This is a genomic window from Siphonobacter sp. SORGH_AS_0500 (assembly GCF_002838835.1).
In the GTDB taxonomy this organism is placed as follows: Bacteria; Bacteroidota; Bacteroidia; order Cytophagales; family Spirosomataceae; genus Siphonobacter.
Genome location: NZ_NHPP01000005.1, coordinates 144,030 through 162,965, shown reverse-complemented (window position 1 = coordinate 162,965; position 18,936 = coordinate 144,030). Strand labels below are relative to the sequence as shown.

General features: G+C 47.6%; 12 protein-coding genes and 1 riboswitch. Of the genes, 1 reads left to right on the top strand and 11 read right to left on the bottom strand.

Going from position 1 to position 18,936, the window contains the following annotated elements; all coding sequences use genetic code 11:
• Genes BWI96_RS07485 through BWI96_RS07465 form a run of 5 tightly spaced genes read right to left on the bottom strand, consistent with a single transcriptional unit; the run spans position 1 to position 10,772 of the window.
• Entirely contained in the window at positions 1 to 1,092 is a 1,092-nt protein-coding gene (locus tag BWI96_RS07485) for a DUF5013 domain-containing protein (protein ID WP_106636047.1), read from the bottom strand.
• A 29-nt stretch (positions 1,093 to 1,121) separates the two neighbouring features.
• Positions 1,122 to 2,801 carry a RagB/SusD family nutrient uptake outer membrane protein gene (locus tag BWI96_RS07480; RefSeq protein ID WP_106636046.1) on the bottom strand — a complete coding sequence of 560 codons (1,680 nt, stop codon included), beginning with the start codon at positions 2,799 to 2,801 and terminating at the stop codon, positions 1,122 to 1,124.
• A gap of 7 nt (positions 2,802 to 2,808) precedes the next feature.
• The gene (locus tag BWI96_RS07475) at positions 2,809 to 5,682 is read right to left on the bottom strand and encodes a SusC/RagA family TonB-linked outer membrane protein (RefSeq protein WP_106636045.1); all 2,874 of its coding nucleotides are present in this window, start codon (positions 5,680 to 5,682) and stop codon (positions 2,809 to 2,811) included.
• Positions 5,683 to 5,706: 24 nt separating this feature from the next.
• Positions 5,707 to 7,398 (bottom strand): RagB/SusD family nutrient uptake outer membrane protein, encoded by a 1,692-nt coding sequence (locus BWI96_RS07470; protein ID WP_106636044.1) that lies wholly within the window; start codon positions 7,396 to 7,398, stop codon positions 5,707 to 5,709.
• 17 nt (positions 7,399 to 7,415) lie between these two features.
• The gene (locus BWI96_RS07465) at positions 7,416 to 10,772 is read right to left on the bottom strand and encodes a TonB-dependent receptor (protein WP_157830252.1); all 3,357 of its coding nucleotides are present in this window, start codon (positions 10,770 to 10,772) and stop codon (positions 7,416 to 7,418) included.
• A 750-nt stretch (positions 10,773 to 11,522) separates the two neighbouring features.
• Here BWI96_RS07465 and BWI96_RS07460 point away from each other — a divergent pair.
• The gene (locus tag BWI96_RS07460) at positions 11,523 to 12,101 is read left to right on the top strand and encodes a nitroreductase (RefSeq protein WP_106636042.1); all 579 of its coding nucleotides are present in this window, start codon (positions 11,523 to 11,525) and stop codon (positions 12,099 to 12,101) included.
• A 178-nt stretch (positions 12,102 to 12,279) separates the two neighbouring features.
• On the opposite strand, the gene BWI96_RS07455 is transcribed toward BWI96_RS07460, so the two are convergent.
• The 6 genes from BWI96_RS07455 to BWI96_RS07425 all read right to left on the bottom strand — a co-directional run bounded on the left by BWI96_RS07455 (position 12,280) and on the right by BWI96_RS07425 (position 18,665).
• Positions 12,280 to 13,320, bottom strand: coding sequence for a pectinesterase family protein (locus tag BWI96_RS07455; protein WP_106636041.1), 1,041 nt, complete (start codon positions 13,318 to 13,320; stop codon positions 12,280 to 12,282).
• A gap of 985 nt (positions 13,321 to 14,305) precedes the next feature.
• Positions 14,306 to 14,812: a bifunctional adenosylcobinamide kinase/adenosylcobinamide-phosphate guanylyltransferase gene (locus BWI96_RS07445; protein ID WP_106636039.1), complete on the bottom strand. Its 507-nt coding sequence runs from the start codon at positions 14,810 to 14,812 to the stop codon at positions 14,306 to 14,308.
• Entirely contained in the window at positions 14,809 to 15,387 is a 579-nt protein-coding gene (locus BWI96_RS07440; RefSeq protein WP_106636038.1) for a cob(I)yrinic acid a,c-diamide adenosyltransferase, read from the bottom strand. The genes BWI96_RS07445 and BWI96_RS07440 overlap by 4 nt, the downstream gene beginning before the upstream one ends.
• A complete protein-coding gene (locus tag BWI96_RS07435) occupies positions 15,359 to 16,378 on the bottom strand; it encodes an ABC transporter ATP-binding protein (RefSeq protein WP_106636037.1) in 1,020 nt (339 codons plus the stop codon). The genes BWI96_RS07440 and BWI96_RS07435 overlap by 29 nt, the downstream gene beginning before the upstream one ends.
• Positions 16,375 to 17,412, bottom strand: a complete 1,038-nt coding sequence (locus BWI96_RS07430) for an iron ABC transporter permease (RefSeq protein ID WP_106636036.1) — start codon at positions 17,410 to 17,412, stop codon at positions 16,375 to 16,377. Before BWI96_RS07430 ends, BWI96_RS07435 begins: the two co-directional genes overlap by 4 nt.
• Positions 17,409 to 18,665: an ABC transporter substrate-binding protein gene (locus tag BWI96_RS07425; protein WP_232793629.1), complete on the bottom strand. Its 1,257-nt coding sequence runs from the start codon at positions 18,663 to 18,665 to the stop codon at positions 17,409 to 17,411. The genes BWI96_RS07430 and BWI96_RS07425 overlap by 4 nt, the downstream gene beginning before the upstream one ends.
• Positions 18,651 to 18,932: riboswitch (cobalamin riboswitch) on the bottom strand. (Overlaps the previous gene by 15 nt.)
• Between the last annotated feature and the right edge of the window lie 4 nt (positions 18,933 to 18,936).

Here is an 18,936-nt window from a genome sequence, read left to right as displayed (position 1 = left end):
TTACAAGTGTTTAGGATACGAGTAAAGGTGCACGGCTTTCGTTTTGAATCCCTGCTGATCCTGTACATAGTTAACTACTACGCCAACCGTTACTTTAGTGGTGGCGGTTAGTTTGAACGTAACCCTCGGTTTATCGAATGTAGCAAATAAGACGGATGTACTGGTTGCGATGTCGGCATAGTCGGGCAAGGTGCTGGCATTAGGAGCTACGACTACGTACGATACATCTTTCGTTCCCTGCCAAACCCAGGGGGAGGGGTCAAAAGCATAGGTCCCGGCGGGTAATGTGATGGTCTGGTAAAGTTTTCCATTTTTGATAAGCGGAGAACCCCAACCTGATTCCATATCCATGGTTGGTCCATCACCATCCTTAGAAAAGCCACCTACGCCGTTATGGCTCAGGGCTCCGCTGCTGGCTACCCAATCGGCCAGCGTACCCCAACGTCCTCCCGGATCCATGGCTGAGGTAACAAACGGATTACCTGGGTTTTTGATGTACTTGCTGGTAACTTCCACTGCTGGTCCAATTACCAAAGCATCTACATCCACAAGCACAATGGTTTTACTGGCAGTTGCACTCAGTCCGAACGGTGTAGGATTCGCCAGACCAACGGCCAGAGCCAATATTTTACCCGAATAATTTGCCTTTTTCAACTCATTGATATTCAGCGTCAGGTAAAAAGTCTTGGAAACACTGTCCCCAGCAACCCGAATGCTCTTCGGTAAGGTGTACATGGAGGCAGGCATGAGAATCGTATTGGCATCCAGCGTTTTGTTGGTAATGAGTTGCTGGATGGTATCCGTGTCTACCTTCAAGTCAACCGAGTAGCTGGTACGGTTGATTCCCGAAAGACTGACACCGAGAATAACATTGAGTTTCTGCTGCTCCGTATTCAGGGTATAATTGAAGGTAGATGAATCCGTTCCAACCGGAACTACATAATTGATGTTGACTCCGCCGGATTGATTTACTGCCTGAGGCATGTAAATTTTTGAAATCCCATAGTCATAGAGGTTCTCTTTTTCACAGGAGCTGATCATGCCCACCAGAAATAAAAGCACCCCGAGGCGAATGAAGGATAGTAGTTTCATACGTTATTCGATGAATGGCTCCAGGCGTATTACCAGCCCGGATTTTGATTCAAGACACCACTAGATTTATTGATCTCGACTTGAGGAATGGGGTACAGATACATTTTGCTGGCATCGAATACCCGGTTTTCAACGACGATAGTATTATACGTAAAGGTTCCGCCCGTTTTACTTACCGCCACCCCTTTAACAGGGCTATTGAGAACCGAACCAGCCTGTTTCCAGCGAAGCAGATCCCAGTAACGATGATTTTCAAAGGCTAATTCCACCTGACGCTCCCGGCGAACAGCGGAACGAAAATCTGAAGTGCTGGTAACCGTTACATCAGGCATACCTACTCCTGAACGACTCCGCACCTGATTGAGAGCCTGGCGGGCCGTTAAGGTATATCCGTTGGTATTGTCCGGGCCGTAGGCTTCATTCATGGCTTCCGCGTACATGAGCAGCACATCTGCATACCTGAAGACAGGCCAGTTGTGAACAACGGTCTGGCCTTGTACCAAATTCAGACCATCGGCCAGAAACTTCTTGAGGTAGTAGCCCGTGCGACTCGCGTTGGTTTTTCGCATATCGTCGGTTCCCCCGGCTGACTGGTCAATGGTTCGGCCATTCCAGCTACTATTGTTCGTAACGACGGTAAGTGCCAGGCGGGGATCGCGATTGGCATACGGATTGAGAGAGTCAGGCTTGCCTTTGTATTCGTAGGCGTTCACCAGGTCCTGCGTAGGTGTAATGCCACTAGCACCCCCAGCGGTAGCAATCGGATAATTCTTCCGCTCCAGATCGCTATTGGCGGGGTAACGAATCGCCCAGATGGTTTCTTTACTGGTCAGGGTGTTATTTCTCAGGAAATAATCCCGGTAGCTATTATCCAGACCATACTGACCCGCTCCAGCGGCAAAAACCAGCACATCATTGGCCGCTGCTGCCGCTGCTTTCCACTTGGATACGTCACCCGACGAATTGTGCAGTGGGCTAGCCGCGTACAGTAACGTACGAGCTTTGAGAGCCAGGGCCATGCCTTTGCTAACCCGTCCATCATTGTTGGTGAAAGAAGACGTTTTCCAGTTAACCTGCAAGCTGTCTTTGTAGCGATCCAGGTCATTGACAATGAATGAAACTACTTCGTCATAACTAGCTCTGGGCAGGTTCATATTATCCTGCAAACCCAGCGTACGCGTCACCAGAGGAACGCCACCGTAGCGTTTGATTAGCTCAGCGTAATACCAGGCTCTGAGCACCCGTGCTTCAGCCCGGTACCAGCCGATGTTCAGGACATCGTTCTGGTAATTGGTTTTGCCATTCACCGAAATGGTATCACGGTTGATCGCTAGGCGAGCTTTGTAGTCTGCGGAGTTTTCCAGGAAAAAGTTTGCGGCCCGAATACCGGAGTAATAACTAGAATAGTAATTATCCGGATTGGATAAGGCATTCCAACTGCCATTATTAAAGAGCAAAGCAAGCGAACTTCCCGGAGAGGTTTGTACGGCCTCATCAGAAACTGGAGCAAACAAATTGTTATCGAGAATGGCAAACTCATTCCGCAAATAAGTATACGGAGCGTTGGCGTAGGAGAACAGTGTCGAATAGTTAGACGAAAGTGTCTCCTGAGTTTGGGATGTATCGATTCGGGTATCCAGAAATTCTTTCTGGCAACCGACGAGTAGCCCCAGTACCCCTATGGAGAAAAGGATAGATAAGGTTTTCATGCGTTCCTTAGAAACTTAAAGTGATGCCAGTATTGTACGTTTTCAGACCTGCGTAGCCAGAGATGGTTTCTGGGTCGATGTTATAGTGCTTGCTCAAGTAAGACCACGTAAAAGGATTCGTGGCATTGACATAGATCCGCACGTTTTCCAGATGAATTTTATGCAACAACTGGCTGGGCAGTGTATAACCAATTTCAATATTTCTTACCCGTAGGAAACTACCGTTTTTCATCCAGAAAGTTGAATTCAAATAGTTATTCATATTGGCTTTGGTTGTAAATCTGGGATAGGTAGCCGTAGCTCTGGTATCGATACCTTGATCCGGGTAATAAGCCCAGGCCTGTCCGGCAGAAGGATATACATTGGTATTGTCAACAAATGCAACGGCCTGATCTGTATTCAACAGATTTACACTCCGATGAGCTGCACCCTGTAACAAGACGGAAAAATCGAAACTCTTGTATGAAAGTCCAGCGTCGAATGCGTACGTCCATTCGGGTAAGGAAGTATACTTCATGGGTGAGACATCATTCAGATCTACTTTTCCGTTCCCGTCAGTGTCCTTATACCGTATATCACCGGGTTGTACACTACCAAAGGTTGGCTGGGCAATTCCCGATTTAAGGGTTCCATCCGCATTGAAATCAGTTACATCGTAAAATCCAACCGCTTGCAGTCCCAGCGTCGTCTGAATTCGCTGACCCGTCAGTCGGCTGAATGCATTCACTGGAGCAACTTCACCCATTTGCTTGACCTGGTTATGGGCATACAGGGTCATGGCGTTCAAATGATACTTTACATCACCTACCTTATCTGTAAAGTTCAGGGCGAGCTCAAAGCCTTTGTTGGAAACGATTCCTAGGTTACGATAGGGTGGGTTGGCTCCAAACACACCTGGTAAGGTATAATCTACTGTCACAATACCTGTTCGCTTATTGAAGAAGCCATCTGCCGTAAGCGAAAGCTTATTCCACAACTGAAGGTCTACCCCTACGTTATAACCCGTATTACGTTCAGCACGGATCTCAGGATTGGCCGCATAGGATGGAGCAATTCCGCTATTGCCATTCAGACCATTATTACCCGTATAGTAGGTGCCGCTTCCCGTAAAGTATTGCTGGTACAGGTATCGGCCCTGATTAGACTGATCGAAGCCTGATTGGCCTGCTGATGCCCGAACCTTAAGAAAGGTAATGGCCTTATTCTGAGCCAGAAAATCTTCTTTAGATACTACCCAGCCTAATGAAAGGGCGGGATAGAACGCCCAGCGATTTCCCGGAGCATAATTATCTGAACCACTGTATCCGGCAGATAACGCAAGTAAATACTTATCATCATACGAATACTGGAATTGACCACCCAGGTTTTGGTAATGATAAAAAATGTTATTACCGGTATTCAGTCCACTCGCATTGATATTCCAATCCAGCATGTAATCACTGAGGAAATAATTGAGATCTGCCGACAAGGCATGTTTTCCTACGGAACGCTTGTACGCGGCGTTTAGCGTTATCTGTTGCCAGTTGTACTGGTTCGTGGGAGACGAGCCAATCGACGCGATATCCGTAGCCTTATCGGTTGTAGTATTCACGCCATTATTAAACCGGGCATAAGAAGCGGTCCGACCGAGGGTATTCCGCGTCCAGGTGTTGAAAGAAATGGCCTGCCCAATGGATAAACCTGGGGTAATGAAGTCCAGATTTTCCTTCAGGTTAAAGTTTGCCTGTAAGGTACGATCGTGCGTTGCAATGCGGCCCAGGGCTAACAGAGAGGCTACGGGGTTATCGGGAAACAGAGACGTTCCTGACCAGTTTTGGGTATTACCATCCCTCACCTGATAAATGTTGGAAGGATACGATGCCAGATTCCGCCACAACTTCGGACCATTATAGTTGGGATATTGACGATCTTCGATACGTCCACCCAAGTCAACTCTTGCTTCAAAGATCTTGAAGAATTTAAAATCAAGATTGGTTCGAAGGTTAAATCGCTGAATCTGAGCATTAGAAGTAGTCGCCGACGTAGGTACATTGTACAGGCCCGTTTGCTTCATGTAGTCGAGTATGACGGCATACTTAGAAACCTGATCCCCACCGGTAAACGACAGATTGGCATTTTGGTACCGACCATACTTCTTCAACGTTTCCGCATACCAGTCTACCGAAGGGGCTGTCCCGTTCTGATAAGCCTGAAGTTGGGCATCGGTATACTTGGGTGACCACACGAACGTATTATTATTCAGGGCATAGTTGTCATTGCTTATGGCCTGATTATAAAGACGAGCGTAATCGTAGGATCCGTACGGCTTGTTGATCCGCAAAGCCTGCTGCAAACCAGTAACAAGGTTGAACTGAATCTGAGGTTTGCTAATCGTTCCCCGCTTGGTCACAATCCACAGAACCCCATTCGCTCCTTTCATACCAAAGGCAGCCAGCGAAGCGGGATCTTTCAATACCGTGATGCTTTCAATTTCGCTGGGAGACAGGTACTGGAAATAAGAGGAGGTAGTAATGAATCCGTCTACGCAGATAACCAGATCAGAATTATCATAGGTACCCAGTCCGCGAATGTTAAGAGTCGCAGCATCATACCCTGGCTCGCCAGAGTTCTGGCGTACAATTAAACCCTGTAAGCGACCATAGAGGGCATTAGTCACATTAGGCACGGGAGTCTTGGCAATCGTTGTTCCAGAAATGGAAGAAGAGACTAACGGCCCTGTGGATGAGGTAAGAAATGGATTAGACTGGCTCATGCCCGGAGCAAAGAGCGGTGTTGCCTTAAGACTATCTAATTGCTGTGAGTTTGCGTTTAAACATGTACTCCCAAGCACTAATGCGAATAGCCAGGCGGTCCGTTTATTGACGTATAGGTGGTTTTTCATCTAGAGTAAATACGTTAATCAGGCCTAATACCCTGGATTTTGAACAATGATGGCTTTGTTAACCTCCGTTTGAGGGAAGGGATTCAGATACTGGCGGGGAGCCCAGAAACCCTGGTATTCGATTTTGCTTTGGTAATTGGTATTGCCCGTCATCTTGGCACCGTTTCCATTATTGAAAGCAAAGGTTCGGATGGAGCCACCAATGATACCTGATCCGATGTTTTCGAGTTTCCAGTGTTTAATATCCTGAAGACGGTAATTTTCCGCGAAGAATTCTGCCGCCCATTCGCGTTGGATGATCTTCCGTAAAGCGGCCTGATTGGTTACCGTAACGGCGGGTAAACCGGCACGCTGGTGAACTTTATTGAGTCGTTCCAGAGCTTTCGCGGTCTGGCCTGATTCGTTATAGGCTTCAGCCGCACTTAAATACAGGGAAGCAACCCGGAAAATAGGAAACTCAAACCAGCCTCTGGAACCAGCCTTGTAATAAAACTTGGTTGATCGGGCACAACCTGTCATTTCCCATTGGAAGGTATTCTGATTGCTCCAGGAGTTATCGCCAGGATTGTTCCAGGCATCCATTTGCCAGGGTTGAAAACAGGCTTTAAAACGGGCTTCCATTTCCTTCATTTTGCTCAGGTAGTCTGAGAAAGGTAAGGGATCGCTGCCTAGCGTTGGCCAGCTCTGGTCGGTTCCATCCTGCTTGTAATAGGCTTCCAATTGGGTAGTCATCAAGGCGTTTCCATAAGCCTGCCAGTTGTGCAGGTTGTAGAACGTATTCATTTGCCAGCTTTCGTTCGACTTATAGGCCAGAATTACTTCCGCATTGCCGGGGGTAGAAGTAGCGGTGCCATAGTCATCCAGGGGATTACCTGTATTAAGAAGACGGAAGCCACCGTTGTTTTCAGCCTCTGCCAGGGCAGCTTCGGCAGCCTGAGCAGCGGTTGTCCAGCGTGAAGGGTCATTATTACCCAGGCAAATCAATGCGTTGTTTACGCCGAAATCCAGATAAGGCGTTCCGGTATTGAACAAAGGTCTTGCTGCGTACATTAAGGCTTTGGCTTTGATCGATAGAGCCGCCGCTTTTGTCATTCGGCCCGAAAAGGTGTCTGGCCACTTGGCGGGCAACACCGCCGCTGCCTGATCACACCAGGAGACAACAGAATCGAGCACGGCTTTGACAGAACTCCGGGGAACGGCCAGATCTTCAGCGGCCTGGAAACTTCTGGAAACTAATGGTACACCACCCCAAATGGTTAACATTTGGCCGTAGCGGTACGCCAAGAGGGCCTTCATTTCGGCTTTTACCACTGCTTTATCCGCCGCAGACATATCCCGAACCTTATCGATGTTTTCTTTGACGAGACAAGCCTGGCGAATGGTCGTATAGTTGTAATTAAAGCCATCCATATCCTGACTGCTGCCATTGGCATTCATCCCGGTGATGATGATTCCCTGTGAAATGGTCCAGCCAAAACCGTAGTTAAGACCTCCCGTCAGGTTTTCGTGAATCATGGAATTCCAGAAACCCTGATAAGGTAAGCCCTGAGAAAGGTTCTTCTGGTAGGCTTCTGCAATAGCCGACTGTGCCTTAACGGTCGTGGAAAAGACGGAGTCAACCGTGGTAGCACTTGAAATAGGTAGCTGCAGAAAGTCGTCCTGACAGGCACTAAAAAGCAAGCCAAACAGGGCTAATACGATGATATTGAGTTTCATATGCTTCTGAAATGAACTTAGAATTGGATACTTGCTCCGATATTGAAAGTGCGAGTCAACGGGTAGAGGTATCCCATGGAGTTTTTGCCCGTATCAGCCTGTTCGGGATCAATTCCATTGATGAGGTGGGAACCCCACGTAAAGAGGTTGTTGCCATTTACATACAAGCGTACCCCCTGCAAATGCGTGGCTTTCAGGAAAGAGTTATTCTGCTGGAACGTATAGCCGACTTCAAGGTTTTTCAAGCGAGTGAAATCATTTGACTTGAGCCAGAAATCACTCAACTGGTTGTTATTAGACTGACCGCCACTGAAAGAGATAGTAGGGTAATAAATGGGCTGTCCTGCGGCATATTTTTCAGGAGTCCAGCGTCCATCATAGGCATATTGCATCACTGCACCTACGTTTTTGGCGAAAGGCGTGCTGAGGATATACCCATACTGAGGGAAAGACCCCTGTTTTGTACCAATGAACAGAGCGTTGATATCAAAACCTTTGTAGGAAAGACCTACGGAAAAGTTATACGCTACCCGTGGCAGGTTAGAATAGCCGATGGGCACCAGATCCTGATTGTTGAGGATACCATCGCCGTTAATGTCACGGAATTTGATATCTCCCAGTTTTGCCTGATTACCGCCAAACGTATTGTAGGGACGATTGCTGAGTTCTTCCTGCGTGTTGTAGAAGCCATCCGTCCGCAGCCCTTTATACTGGCCGATGGAATACCCAGTCGAGTTCATCCAGGGGTAAGGGTAGGGAGCTTCCGCCCGATAGTCAATTCGGTTACGAGCATAGGAGAAGGTTCCTCTGACAAAGTACTGAACGGCTCCTACTTTATCGTTCCATTCGCCGAAGAGTTCATAGCCGCGGTTACTAACCCGTCCTACGTTAGCCGGAGGTACGTTCCAGTCAGGCACACCGTAGGTACCGGGAATCGTTCCCAGGGATACCAGAATGTTGTTCCGATTTTCCCAGAATAAGGCCGTGTTTACGGTCAGACGATCCTTCAGGAACCGGAATTCAGCAGCCAAGTTCGTTTTCCGGGCACGTTCCCAGGTAATGGCCGGATTTCCTAAGGCCGTTTCCTGAGCCCCGCTGAAGTAGGGGTTGGCACTGGACCCATCGCTTCTGCCGAAGTAATAACCCCGACCGTTGTAAGCCCAGGTGTTAGGCAGGTATAAGTAACGACGGCCACCTAACTGGTCGTTACCTACTTCTCCGTACGAACCCCGGAATTTTACCCAGGTAACTAGATCGTTTTTAGGGAAAAACGATTCGTTGGACAGAATCCAACCGGGCGAAACGGAGGGGAAGTAACCGAATCGTCTACCTGGAGCAAACTGCTCACTACCATTGAAGCCCATATTAAACTCAAACAGGTAGCGTTCTTTGAAATTATACGTAACCCGTCCGACCAGACCCATCAGACCAGAAGGGGTGTTGTAACCTTGTCCATTGGCCGTAAACCGCTGAGCGTTTCCAAGGATCAAACCCGTAACCGTATGATCTCCAAAACTGTGATTGTAATCAATCGCCGCTTCCAGATACAGTTTATTCCAGGACCCATTACCCACGTTATCCGCCGTAGATGTAGGACTGATCTGTCCACCGATGAAAATTAGATTGGCTGGATCCGATGGGTTTCGCATGGCACTGAACTGCGGGACGCTAACCGTTTTGGCAAATCCTTTCGTGTAGCTATCATCATACGCAACGGATACCCGCGAACTCAGACCTGGCGTAATGTAACCCATCGTATGTTTGACTACGAAGTTACTGGTCAGGGTGGTGGTATACATGGTACGGGTTCCCGCCGTAAGGAGTTGAGTAAGAGGCGTATATCCTCCCCCTCCCTTACTGCCAACGGGATTGGTTGGATCGCCGGGTAATCCTACGAAGCCCGTTACCAAACGTCCGTCTACGATACCCGGACCAGAGAAGGGGCTGTTTTCCAGAATACTCTGAATGATGTTCTGATAGCGGTTTCCAAAGTCTCCAGAAGAGTTACCCGCTCCGGGTACTTTGGCAATGGAAGTCTGACCGGCCATGTTGAACGATACCTGGAAATTCTTGAAGACGTCTATATCGACATTAGACCGGAAGTTGTACCGATTGAAATAAGGGTTGGTATTCGATCCTCCGTATTTTGTGTTGTTCAGAATACCTGCCTGCTGGAAATTCCCCAGCGAGACGAAGTACTTTACCCGGTTGGTGCCGCCCGATACGTTCAGGTTATACTGTTGCTGCCGACCTACGCCGCCGAATTGCTCCTTGTAATAGTTATTGCTCGTGTAGTACAGAGCCGGACTATTCAGCAGAGCTTGTTTCTGGTCAGCCGTGAGGTTCATGGCATTTACCTCGGCGGGGGTATAATCCCGGTTATTCTGAAACTTCCAGAGTTCGTCGTTCGAGAACAGAAGCTGGTTGTAACTGTTATCACCCGAAGCCTGAGCATTTCGAACGGCTTCGTTGCGAAGCAATCCAAACTCATAAGAATTGAGCGTTTCGAATAGGGAAGAGGCTCTGGTAAAGGCCTGATTCGTTGAGAAACTAAATTGAGGACGATTGGCCCGACCACGTTTAGTAGTAACGATGATTACCCCGTTTGCCCCCCTAATCCCGAATACAGCCGTAGCAGAAGCATCCTTGAGCACACTGATGTTATCAATTTCGTTGGGATCCATGGCGTTCAGTACCGTATACGGCTGTTCGGTAGGCTGTTGAATCCCGTCGATTACGATGAGTGGATCGGATCCGTTTAGTGTAGATATCCCCCGAATCCGAATGGTCGTGGCATTTTGTCCAGGCTCACCACTATTCTGGATACCGCTAATACCAGCCGCCCGTCCAATCAACATGTTGGTAATGTTGGCTACTGGAGTTTGCAGCAGGGCTTTGCTATCGACAACGCTGATTTCGCCCGTCACGGTCGGAAGTTTCTGCTGACCGAAACCGACAACGACGACTTCATTCAGTGCTTTATGATCAGACTCCAGTTGAATGGTAAGATTGGTCTTGTTGCCAATGGCTACCGCCTGCGATTGAAAACCAATGTAGGAAATGACCAGAACCGGATCTTTAACGTTATCGGGTATACGTAAACTAAACCGACCGTTGCCGTCAGTTGTAGTACCCAGATTCGCCATCCCTTTTACAGAGATGGTTGCCCCGGCCAATGCGGTCCCTTTTTCGTCTTGTACCGTACCGGAGATGATAGTGACGACCTGCGAGGGTGATAGGGGCGGAGCAGGATTTTCATAGGCATGTAAAGGCAGGTGCATTGCCGAAACCTGCCGGTTTCCAGGCAATGCACCTGACAAAAGCGTTACTCCGGTAAAAAGTAGCCCTTTTAGTGGTAAACGTTTTTGAAACATAATTCTCATTGTTTCGGACCTTGATTCTTGAGTGAACGGCCTAGGGGGGAATAAAAAAAATTGGAATAGTTCAAAAGTAGAGGAGTGAGGGCAGAGCAGGGGCGTTTTTTTCGTCAAAAAGAAGGTCCGATTTAGTCAATAGTCCCTATACTGACCAAGTACCATTTCTTTTTTCTGCTGAAAGGTTTTAAACCACTGCTTTTACCCTCAAATTTCATGATTCTGTGCATTAGGGTAATATAATCTAATTCTAAACAGGGTTGAGGCGGCGTATCTTTTACTTAATTCGCTGTCTGCTTCGACTTGAGGTTTTTGAGTATAAAAACACAGATTTACGCCTGTAGCTTTAGGAGACTACCTAAAATTAAACGTGTTCTGGTTGGATCTATCAGGGCTTTTGCTTACCCATCTGGACTATCACTTAAGGATAGTGTCTTTACTGTGTTTGCCCAGCGATAGCCTACCCTATTAACGTCCTGTGCCTGGAGTAGCAAGAATGGAAGTCTATCAGTAAGACTGCACTGGCTAAATAGAAATCTGCTGATTGACGGAAATGAGGATTCAGCAACAAGGGAGACTCAACGTGATGTAGTATGTTTCTAAAAGTATAAAGATGGAAAGGAAATATAGCCTAAACTTTGGAAGGCCTTATGTACCGTTGGAACTAATGAAGGGATTATTTTTTTGAAGCTTAATAATGAAGCCAGCGAGCATACGGATCACTTATCTACTATCATACATTTAAAAATTATGACTCTGTCACTTGAAGTACTTAACGAAGTCATTCGTAACCGTCGCAGTATTTTTCCTCCGAGCTATACCAGCGAAGAAATTTCCATTCAGGAAATTGAAATGATTCTGGAAAACGCCAATTACGCTCCAACGCACCGATTGACTGAACCCTGGCGATTTACTATTTTCAGAGGTAATGGACTCTATAAACTAGCGGATTTTTTAGGGGAAACCTATCGTAGTCAGACGACGCCTGAAAGTTTTTCGGAAGCGAAATACGAGGGTACTCGCCAGAAAGCGTTGCGTTCAGCTGCTGTGATTGCCATCAATATGGAGTTACATCCCGAAAAAGTACCGGAATGGGAAGAGCTGGCTGCCGTAGCTTGTGCCGTTCAAAACATGTGGCTGACCGCTTCGGCCATGAGAATTGGTTCATACTGGAGCACACCCGGAAATCTGGATAAGCTCGGGGCCTTTTTGGAACTCAAGCCTAATGAAAAATGCGTAGGGCTATTTTACATGGGACGATTTGATGGAATCACGAAACCTGCCGTTCGAAAACCCATTATCGATAAACTGACCTGGATTGAAGATTAACAATTTTCTGAGCGGGTGTTTTTTATGGTAGACCTGCTCAGTAAATGTATTAACCTGCAAGAAAGGCTCTAAAGTTTACAATCGTCGGACCTTCATGCGACTTACGAAACCTTTACCGATAGAATCTGGCAGCAAGGGTTAGTGTCTAACTTCCCAAAAGTTTTAAATTTTTGGGAAGTTAGATAAAGGTACGTAAGCCCTTCGTTTTGCTTGAACTAGTAGATTCCACAAAAGTATCAGGCCTCCATTGATCGTTGCCAGTCAGAATACGTTCAGGTGTATACGTCTTTGCTTCTTCAGCCGTCAGCGTTTTTGCCCATTTAACGCGGTTCGTTACTTCCGTGCCCCGACTTTCATACTCGGCGTATAAAACGGTTTTCTCATTTTCCGCATTCTCCCAATTGTTCCAACCTTCGGGTACGATGTGTGCACCCATTTTCGTGCGAATGAAAACCGTCTTTGCCCAGGGTCTCCAGGGTCGGCCCAGATATACTTTTTTCGCCGCTGGATCGGAGATTAATTCGCAGTCCAGAAATACAAATCCATAGGTTTGATAAGCTGGCGTCGCAGCGGCAGTGATGTATGAATCTGAGAGGCTTTTAATACGGCAGGTTTGAAAAACGGCAATTGATTTGCCAAAAATGAAGTCAGTAGTGCCTTCGATGTAGCAATTCTGGTAATACTGTCGACTGCCTTCACGAGCCGCGTATAGCGTATCCTGATTACCCATTAAAATACAATTTCTGCAAACAAAGCGGTCGCCTTCGACGTGTAAGGCAACCGCCTGACCGACGCGTCCGGCAGTATTTCGAATCGTCAGGTTCTCCAGAATAATGTCGGGAGCGTCCACAAGAACAGTGTAAGAAGTATACGTGCTGAACTTAGCGTTGCCCGTTGCGTCTTTACCCTTTGGATAATCTTTTCCCGAAAAATCATCGCCCGTAATAATCACTCCTTCTCTACTTTCTCCCTTGATGTGAATAGTAGGTTTCCAGGATGGAATGACCAGCTTTTCTGGGTAAATGCCGTTTTTTACCAGCAAAGTAACCCGTACCTGCATATGATCTCGGAAGGAGTTCACGCCTTCCTGAATCGTTTTGAAATCGCCGCTGCCGTCCTGAGCTATGGTGTAGGTGATGGCCTGGATGGGACTTTTTTGCTGAGCTGCCAGACTCAGCGTTACCAGCATGAAATAACCAAAGAGCAAAATTCTTTTCATCGTAAGTAGTAGGGAACGGATAAATCCGCTCGCCGGATTTAAGTGAGTCGATTCTGTTTTTCGGGTTTGTATAAGTGCTCTTTCCTAGATCTGACACCCAACACGAAGGTGACCAATGCTTCTGAAGGCTTCGAGCCCTCAGATGGGTAACGGAGAGGTAACCAAAGGAAAGGGCACATCAATGCACAGTATTAGGTTCAGTGATAGGAAGACCTGTTTTTCCACTACGAACCTTACTCCCAGCAAATATTAGTTTGATTGATTTTCAGAGGCAACCGAAGAAATGGCTCAGGACTTTAGGGGTATTGGCTCGCCTTGGACTTATAGGTGATTGAATAATAAGGTGTCATGGATAGTCTTAAAAGTTTTAGACTGGTCTTTAGAGGTTGTCTGACAAGGACATTTTCAATAAAAAGGAAGAGAGTAAGTAGGCTTTCGTACGGATGCAAACACCGTTGGAGGCGTTCGTTTACACCCCGATCTGTCATCCAGAGCGGAGCGAAGAACCTTATGATCTTTGGCGGCTTTACTTGGTTGCTCCCCCGGATTTCATCCGGGGCTACCTATATTAAACCCCGCTGGGGTTGTTGTTCACATAGTCTTACGAAAGATAACCCCGGAGGGGTTAAACACGAGTAGCCCCGGTCTGGATGGACCCGGATGAAATCCGGGGACACTGCGGGAGGGATATCGAAATACAAATTAAGGTAGAGACGCGACTTTATCGCGTCTTGCTGGGGAATGGGAGTATATGGAATGTAGCCTTTATTGCCTCTTACCCCAGACGCGATAAAGTCGCGTCTCTACTAAAAGAGGATGTTACTTTAAAACGCTCTTCGTTCAACTATTAGCCCTCGTTTCCAAGCCGGATTGGAAAGAAGAGCGTCTATAACACTGAACGTCGCAGACGCTTTTCTCAGGCATCCGCGACACAGTCGCGGACGAGCATAGCCTAAAGGTTGAAATTCTGAAAGCAGTTAATGATTCATTTCTTCAAAACCAACGGTAACCCTGAAACCATGAAGATAGCTTCTGACGCTTTCTCCGCTACGTATTGATTCGCCCAGCCTTGTAAATCAGTGAACTGGCGACCTAGAGCCGTTTCGGCGTGTAAGCCCATCCCAATTTCATTGGATATGATGATCAGCGTTGCAGGAATTTGTAACAGAGCATCAATCTCAGCTTTGAAAGCAGCTAAGGTTGATTCAAGGTTGCTGTCATGGTCCATGAATAAATTGGTTAACCATAAGGTAACGCAATCAATTACCACGACCCGATGAGCCAGGGGCAGTCCGGCAAGATTTTTCTCGGCTTCCAGACTGGTCCATTCAGGACCGCGTTCCTGCTGGTGTCGCTGGACCCGTTCGGCAAATTCCTCATCCCAAATTTTAGCCGTGGCTACGTAAACGGGATTTTCTGACCAAGCCTTAGCCCGCAACTGGGCGTAACGGCTCTTGCCGCTGCGGGCTCCTCCCGAGATATAAAGGATCATTCGGCAGATTTAAAACGTTTGTAAAGGAATAGTTGCCATTTCTCCTCGGCCACTCCCGCCTGATCCATCTCGGCCCGGGCCAGAGTAAAAAACAGATCGGACAAACGATTAATATAGGCTGGAATGGCCTCGTGAACCTCATCCGTTTTAATCAGGGAAACCAGTCGACGTTCGCCCCGACGCATTTGCGTACGAATCATGTGGCATAGGGCCGACACTTCATTCCCGCCGGGTAACAGGAAGTAATCCGAAGGAGAAGTCATCGCAGCCTCCAGTTCATCAATCCAGTTTTCGCAGAATTCGGCTCCGTCTACGGGCATGGGATTCTTGTTTTCTTTTTTCGCGTCCGAAGGGCGAGCCAGATGCGACATCATGTCCATCATGTCCTTCTGAATCTTATGAAGGTTGCTTTGCCAGGCATGTTCATTGCCCAGTTTCACCCGTAACAAACCAATAGTTGAGTTTACTTCATCCAACGTTCCAATGCATTCCACGCGAACATTGTCTTTATCAACCCGGCTGCCGCCAAAGAGTCCCGTCGTGCCTTTATCGCCTTTTTTTGTGTAAATCTTCATTGTCAGTGCGGTATGAATACCGATTGGAAAGTTCCTGTAATAAATCGTGAATAGAAGTAACGAAGGTTTGTTCATCAATAAACCATCCTTCGTCGGTAACTTGAACGGAATGTCTGGCCGATGCCTGAATTTGATACCCTTCGCGTGATAAGGCCCTTCGCGTCCAGAAGTAAGCGGCTGAATTACCCTGTAAACCCAAGGCTGGTCCCGTTGGAGCCGGATACATTTGAAACGTTCCGGTGGTACGGTCAAACGCAAAACCAGAAGCAGCGAACGTTCGCTCGAAGGACCCGTTGAGGACTAAATCTTCGGGAACGCCGTGCTCAAATTCTCCTTTAGCTCCCAAAAGCCATAATTCATCCGCTGCCTGAAGGGCCAGGTCCAGTTCGTGCGTAGAGAGCAAAATAGCTTTCCGGGTTTGTCGGGCCAGTTCGTGTAACAACCGCATCAGTTCCACGCGGCTGGGTAAATCGAGATGAGCCGTGGGTTCATCCAGTAAAATCAAATCCGTGTCCTGAGCCAGAGCACGAGCCAGCATTACTTTTTGACGCTCGCCATCGCTTAACTGAGGTAAGCGTCTGTTTATGAACGACTGAGTGCCTGTTAGTGCCAGAGCCCATTGAACTCGCTCCTGGTCCGCTGAAGTTAAGCTTCCGAGCCAGTTGGTATAAGGCGTCCGGCCCAGAGCGACCAGTTCACCAACGGTTAAATGACCCGCTTCGACCCGTTCGGTCAGGACCAGACTTAATTTTTTAGCCAGTTCAGTCGGCGGAATATGAGGAAGTCGTTTATCTCCTAGATATACGTCCCCCTCTAAGGCATTTTGTAAGCCCGAAAGGGTTCGCATGAGCGTGGATTTTCCGGCTCCATTGGGCCCGAGTAAACACACGAGTTGCCCTGCCTTGAGCTGAACGGATAAGGGTCCCGCCACCCGATGATTGCCATAACCGATGCTTAAGTGACGGGTATGTAATAACAGGTTTGCACTCATGAGAAAGAAGCTCTGAGGTTATGACGACTAACAATCATCCAAATCACGACCGGAGCCCCAAGCAAAGAAGTAACAACATTGATCGGTAAAACCGACTGGGTGCCGGGTAACTGAGCAATGCTATCGCAAACCAGCATTAAGATACTACCGATTAATCCACTGGCCGGGATGAGAATGCGGTGATTGGAAGTGCCCAGCAACGAGCGAGTTAAGTGTGGTACGGCAATCCCAACAAAGCCGATAGGTCCGCAAAAGGCTGTGATACTTCCTGTAAGAATGCTGGTACTGGCCAGAATGATGGTGCGGGCTCGGCCTACGGTTAAGCCCATACTACGGGCATACGCTTCGCCGAGTAATAAACTATTCAAAGCCTTGGACGAAGCAAAGGCGAGTATTAATCCGAAAATCACCACGGTAGAAAGCACAAGCAGATGATAATCTACCACACCGCCCAGCGAGCCAAACGTCCAGAGCAGGTATTCCTGCAATTGTTCGGGTTGACTGAAATATTGCCAGATGCTAATGATGGAAATCGTGATGGTTCCCACCATCACTCCAACAATGAGCAAGACGACATGATCACGTATCCGTCCGGCAATTGACAAGACTAGTAATAACACCATTGCCGAACCCAAGGAGGCCATGAATACAATCAGCCAACTGCCTGAAATCCCTAACTGACGAATGGCATATAAACTCGTTACACTTCCACTACCTAACATAATAGCTGCCACCCCCAGCCCAGCCCCGGCGGTAATGCCCAGTTCCGAAGGCCCCGCGAGTGGGTTTCGGAATAAGGTTTGCATTTGTAACCCACTTACCGACAGTCCCCAGCCCACCAATACGGCGGTAAGGGCTTTAGGCAAACGAATTTTTTCAATAATGAAAAGCCAGGCCGTTTGTTCAGATTGTTGGGTAAAGAGAATACGGGCCACTTCCCTGGCTGGAATCGATACCGAACCAAGCGTAAGGTTTACTACGAAACACCCCACGCTCAGCAGAATCAGCAGGCTGAATAACAGCGGTCGGGTCATTGCAGTTTTTTGTAGTAATACAGCTCGTAATCGTGTAAAAGCTCCGGGTGCAGAATCTTAATCAGGTCGGATAAAATCAGATGCGGATTAACCGCTCCTGACTCCCAGTAATCATTCGATCCACGAGCATTGGTCCGTTTGCTATAGTTATAGAGTTGACCCGTTTTGAAAGCCTTGAAATCTCCGTAACGGCTATCTTTATCAAGAATGTCTTTCTTCGTATCGCGACCGCTAATGCCGACATTCAACCAGTAATCCGCTTTCAAACCAATGGGATAAACGGCTTCAAAATTGAGAGGTAAGCTTCCCGTTGCCTTGACTTTGTCCCAGTGATAGGTAGTGCCCGCGTCCCGAAAAAACTGAGCCATATAGCTATCTCCGTTCGGAACATACCAGGCATCTTTATAACTCGTACCCGTGATAATGCTGGGCTTGTTTTTCAGGTTTTTTGTCAGGCCCGCCAGGCGTTTATATTCCTTTTCAACCTCAGCGAATTTCTGATTAACCAATGCTTCTTTATTCAGCAAAGCCGCCATCAGTTTTACCCATTCTGCCCGTCCCAGCGGCGTATTTTCTACCCATTCGGAGTTGATTAACACCGGCACGCCTGCTGCGTTCAGGGTCTGGTACCGATCCATGCGGGCATTAGGTTGCCCTACGGTCATCACCAGATCGGGTTTTAATGCTACCAGAACCTCTTCGTTAAGCGTCTGATCTTTACCGACCTGCGTAATTTTCTTTTCATTAATCCGTTCAATGACTTTGGGTGATGATACGTATTTCAAATCGCCCAGTCCAATTAATACGTCTTCTGCCGAGAGAAAACTCAGCAAACCAATGTGGAGTGAAGACATCCCGACCATGGTTCGGAGGGGAATTTCAATAATCTGCCGATCTGCATACCCTTTGGGCCGGGGCGTACCGCGTTGCAAGAGGATGTAACGAGCGGTATCCGTGGATTTTTCAAAGGGGCTGAGAATATCGACTACCTTATAGTTGGGTCGGTATTGAATGCGGAAGCCTCTGGCGTGGCTAAGTTTTACTTTTTCGGGAAAGTAATCCTGTTTAACTGAAATGTCGCCTTGTTCAGAGACGGAAGAAGTAGTACTGCATTGCGTAAAGCCTGCCATGCAGCCCAGGCTGATGAGCAAACCGAAAGCCCACCGGGTCATTGTTTTCCGGCTGGAAAAAATAGAATAATGCATCATGGTTCGTACCAGCTTTTCATCCGAAAGCTGTCGGGGGTTAACCATCAAGGCAGGTCTTCTGACTCATTCCCTCCCAAACTCCTTCCCAAGCTAGGCTCAGTGGATGTGTGTTTGGAAGTTTTGTGTGTAGGGTTTTGAGTTTTGGGTTTTGAGTTAGTCTGGCCTTTGGCAGAATCAACACAAAACTCTATACTCAAAACTCATTCAACTCAACTGGAATTTACAGCAGCGGAGACTGTTTCGGGTTTACACCGAATTCCCTTTTAAATACCTTCCTTATGCAGGAGGCATACCTTCATGTATGAATGAAGGGGCA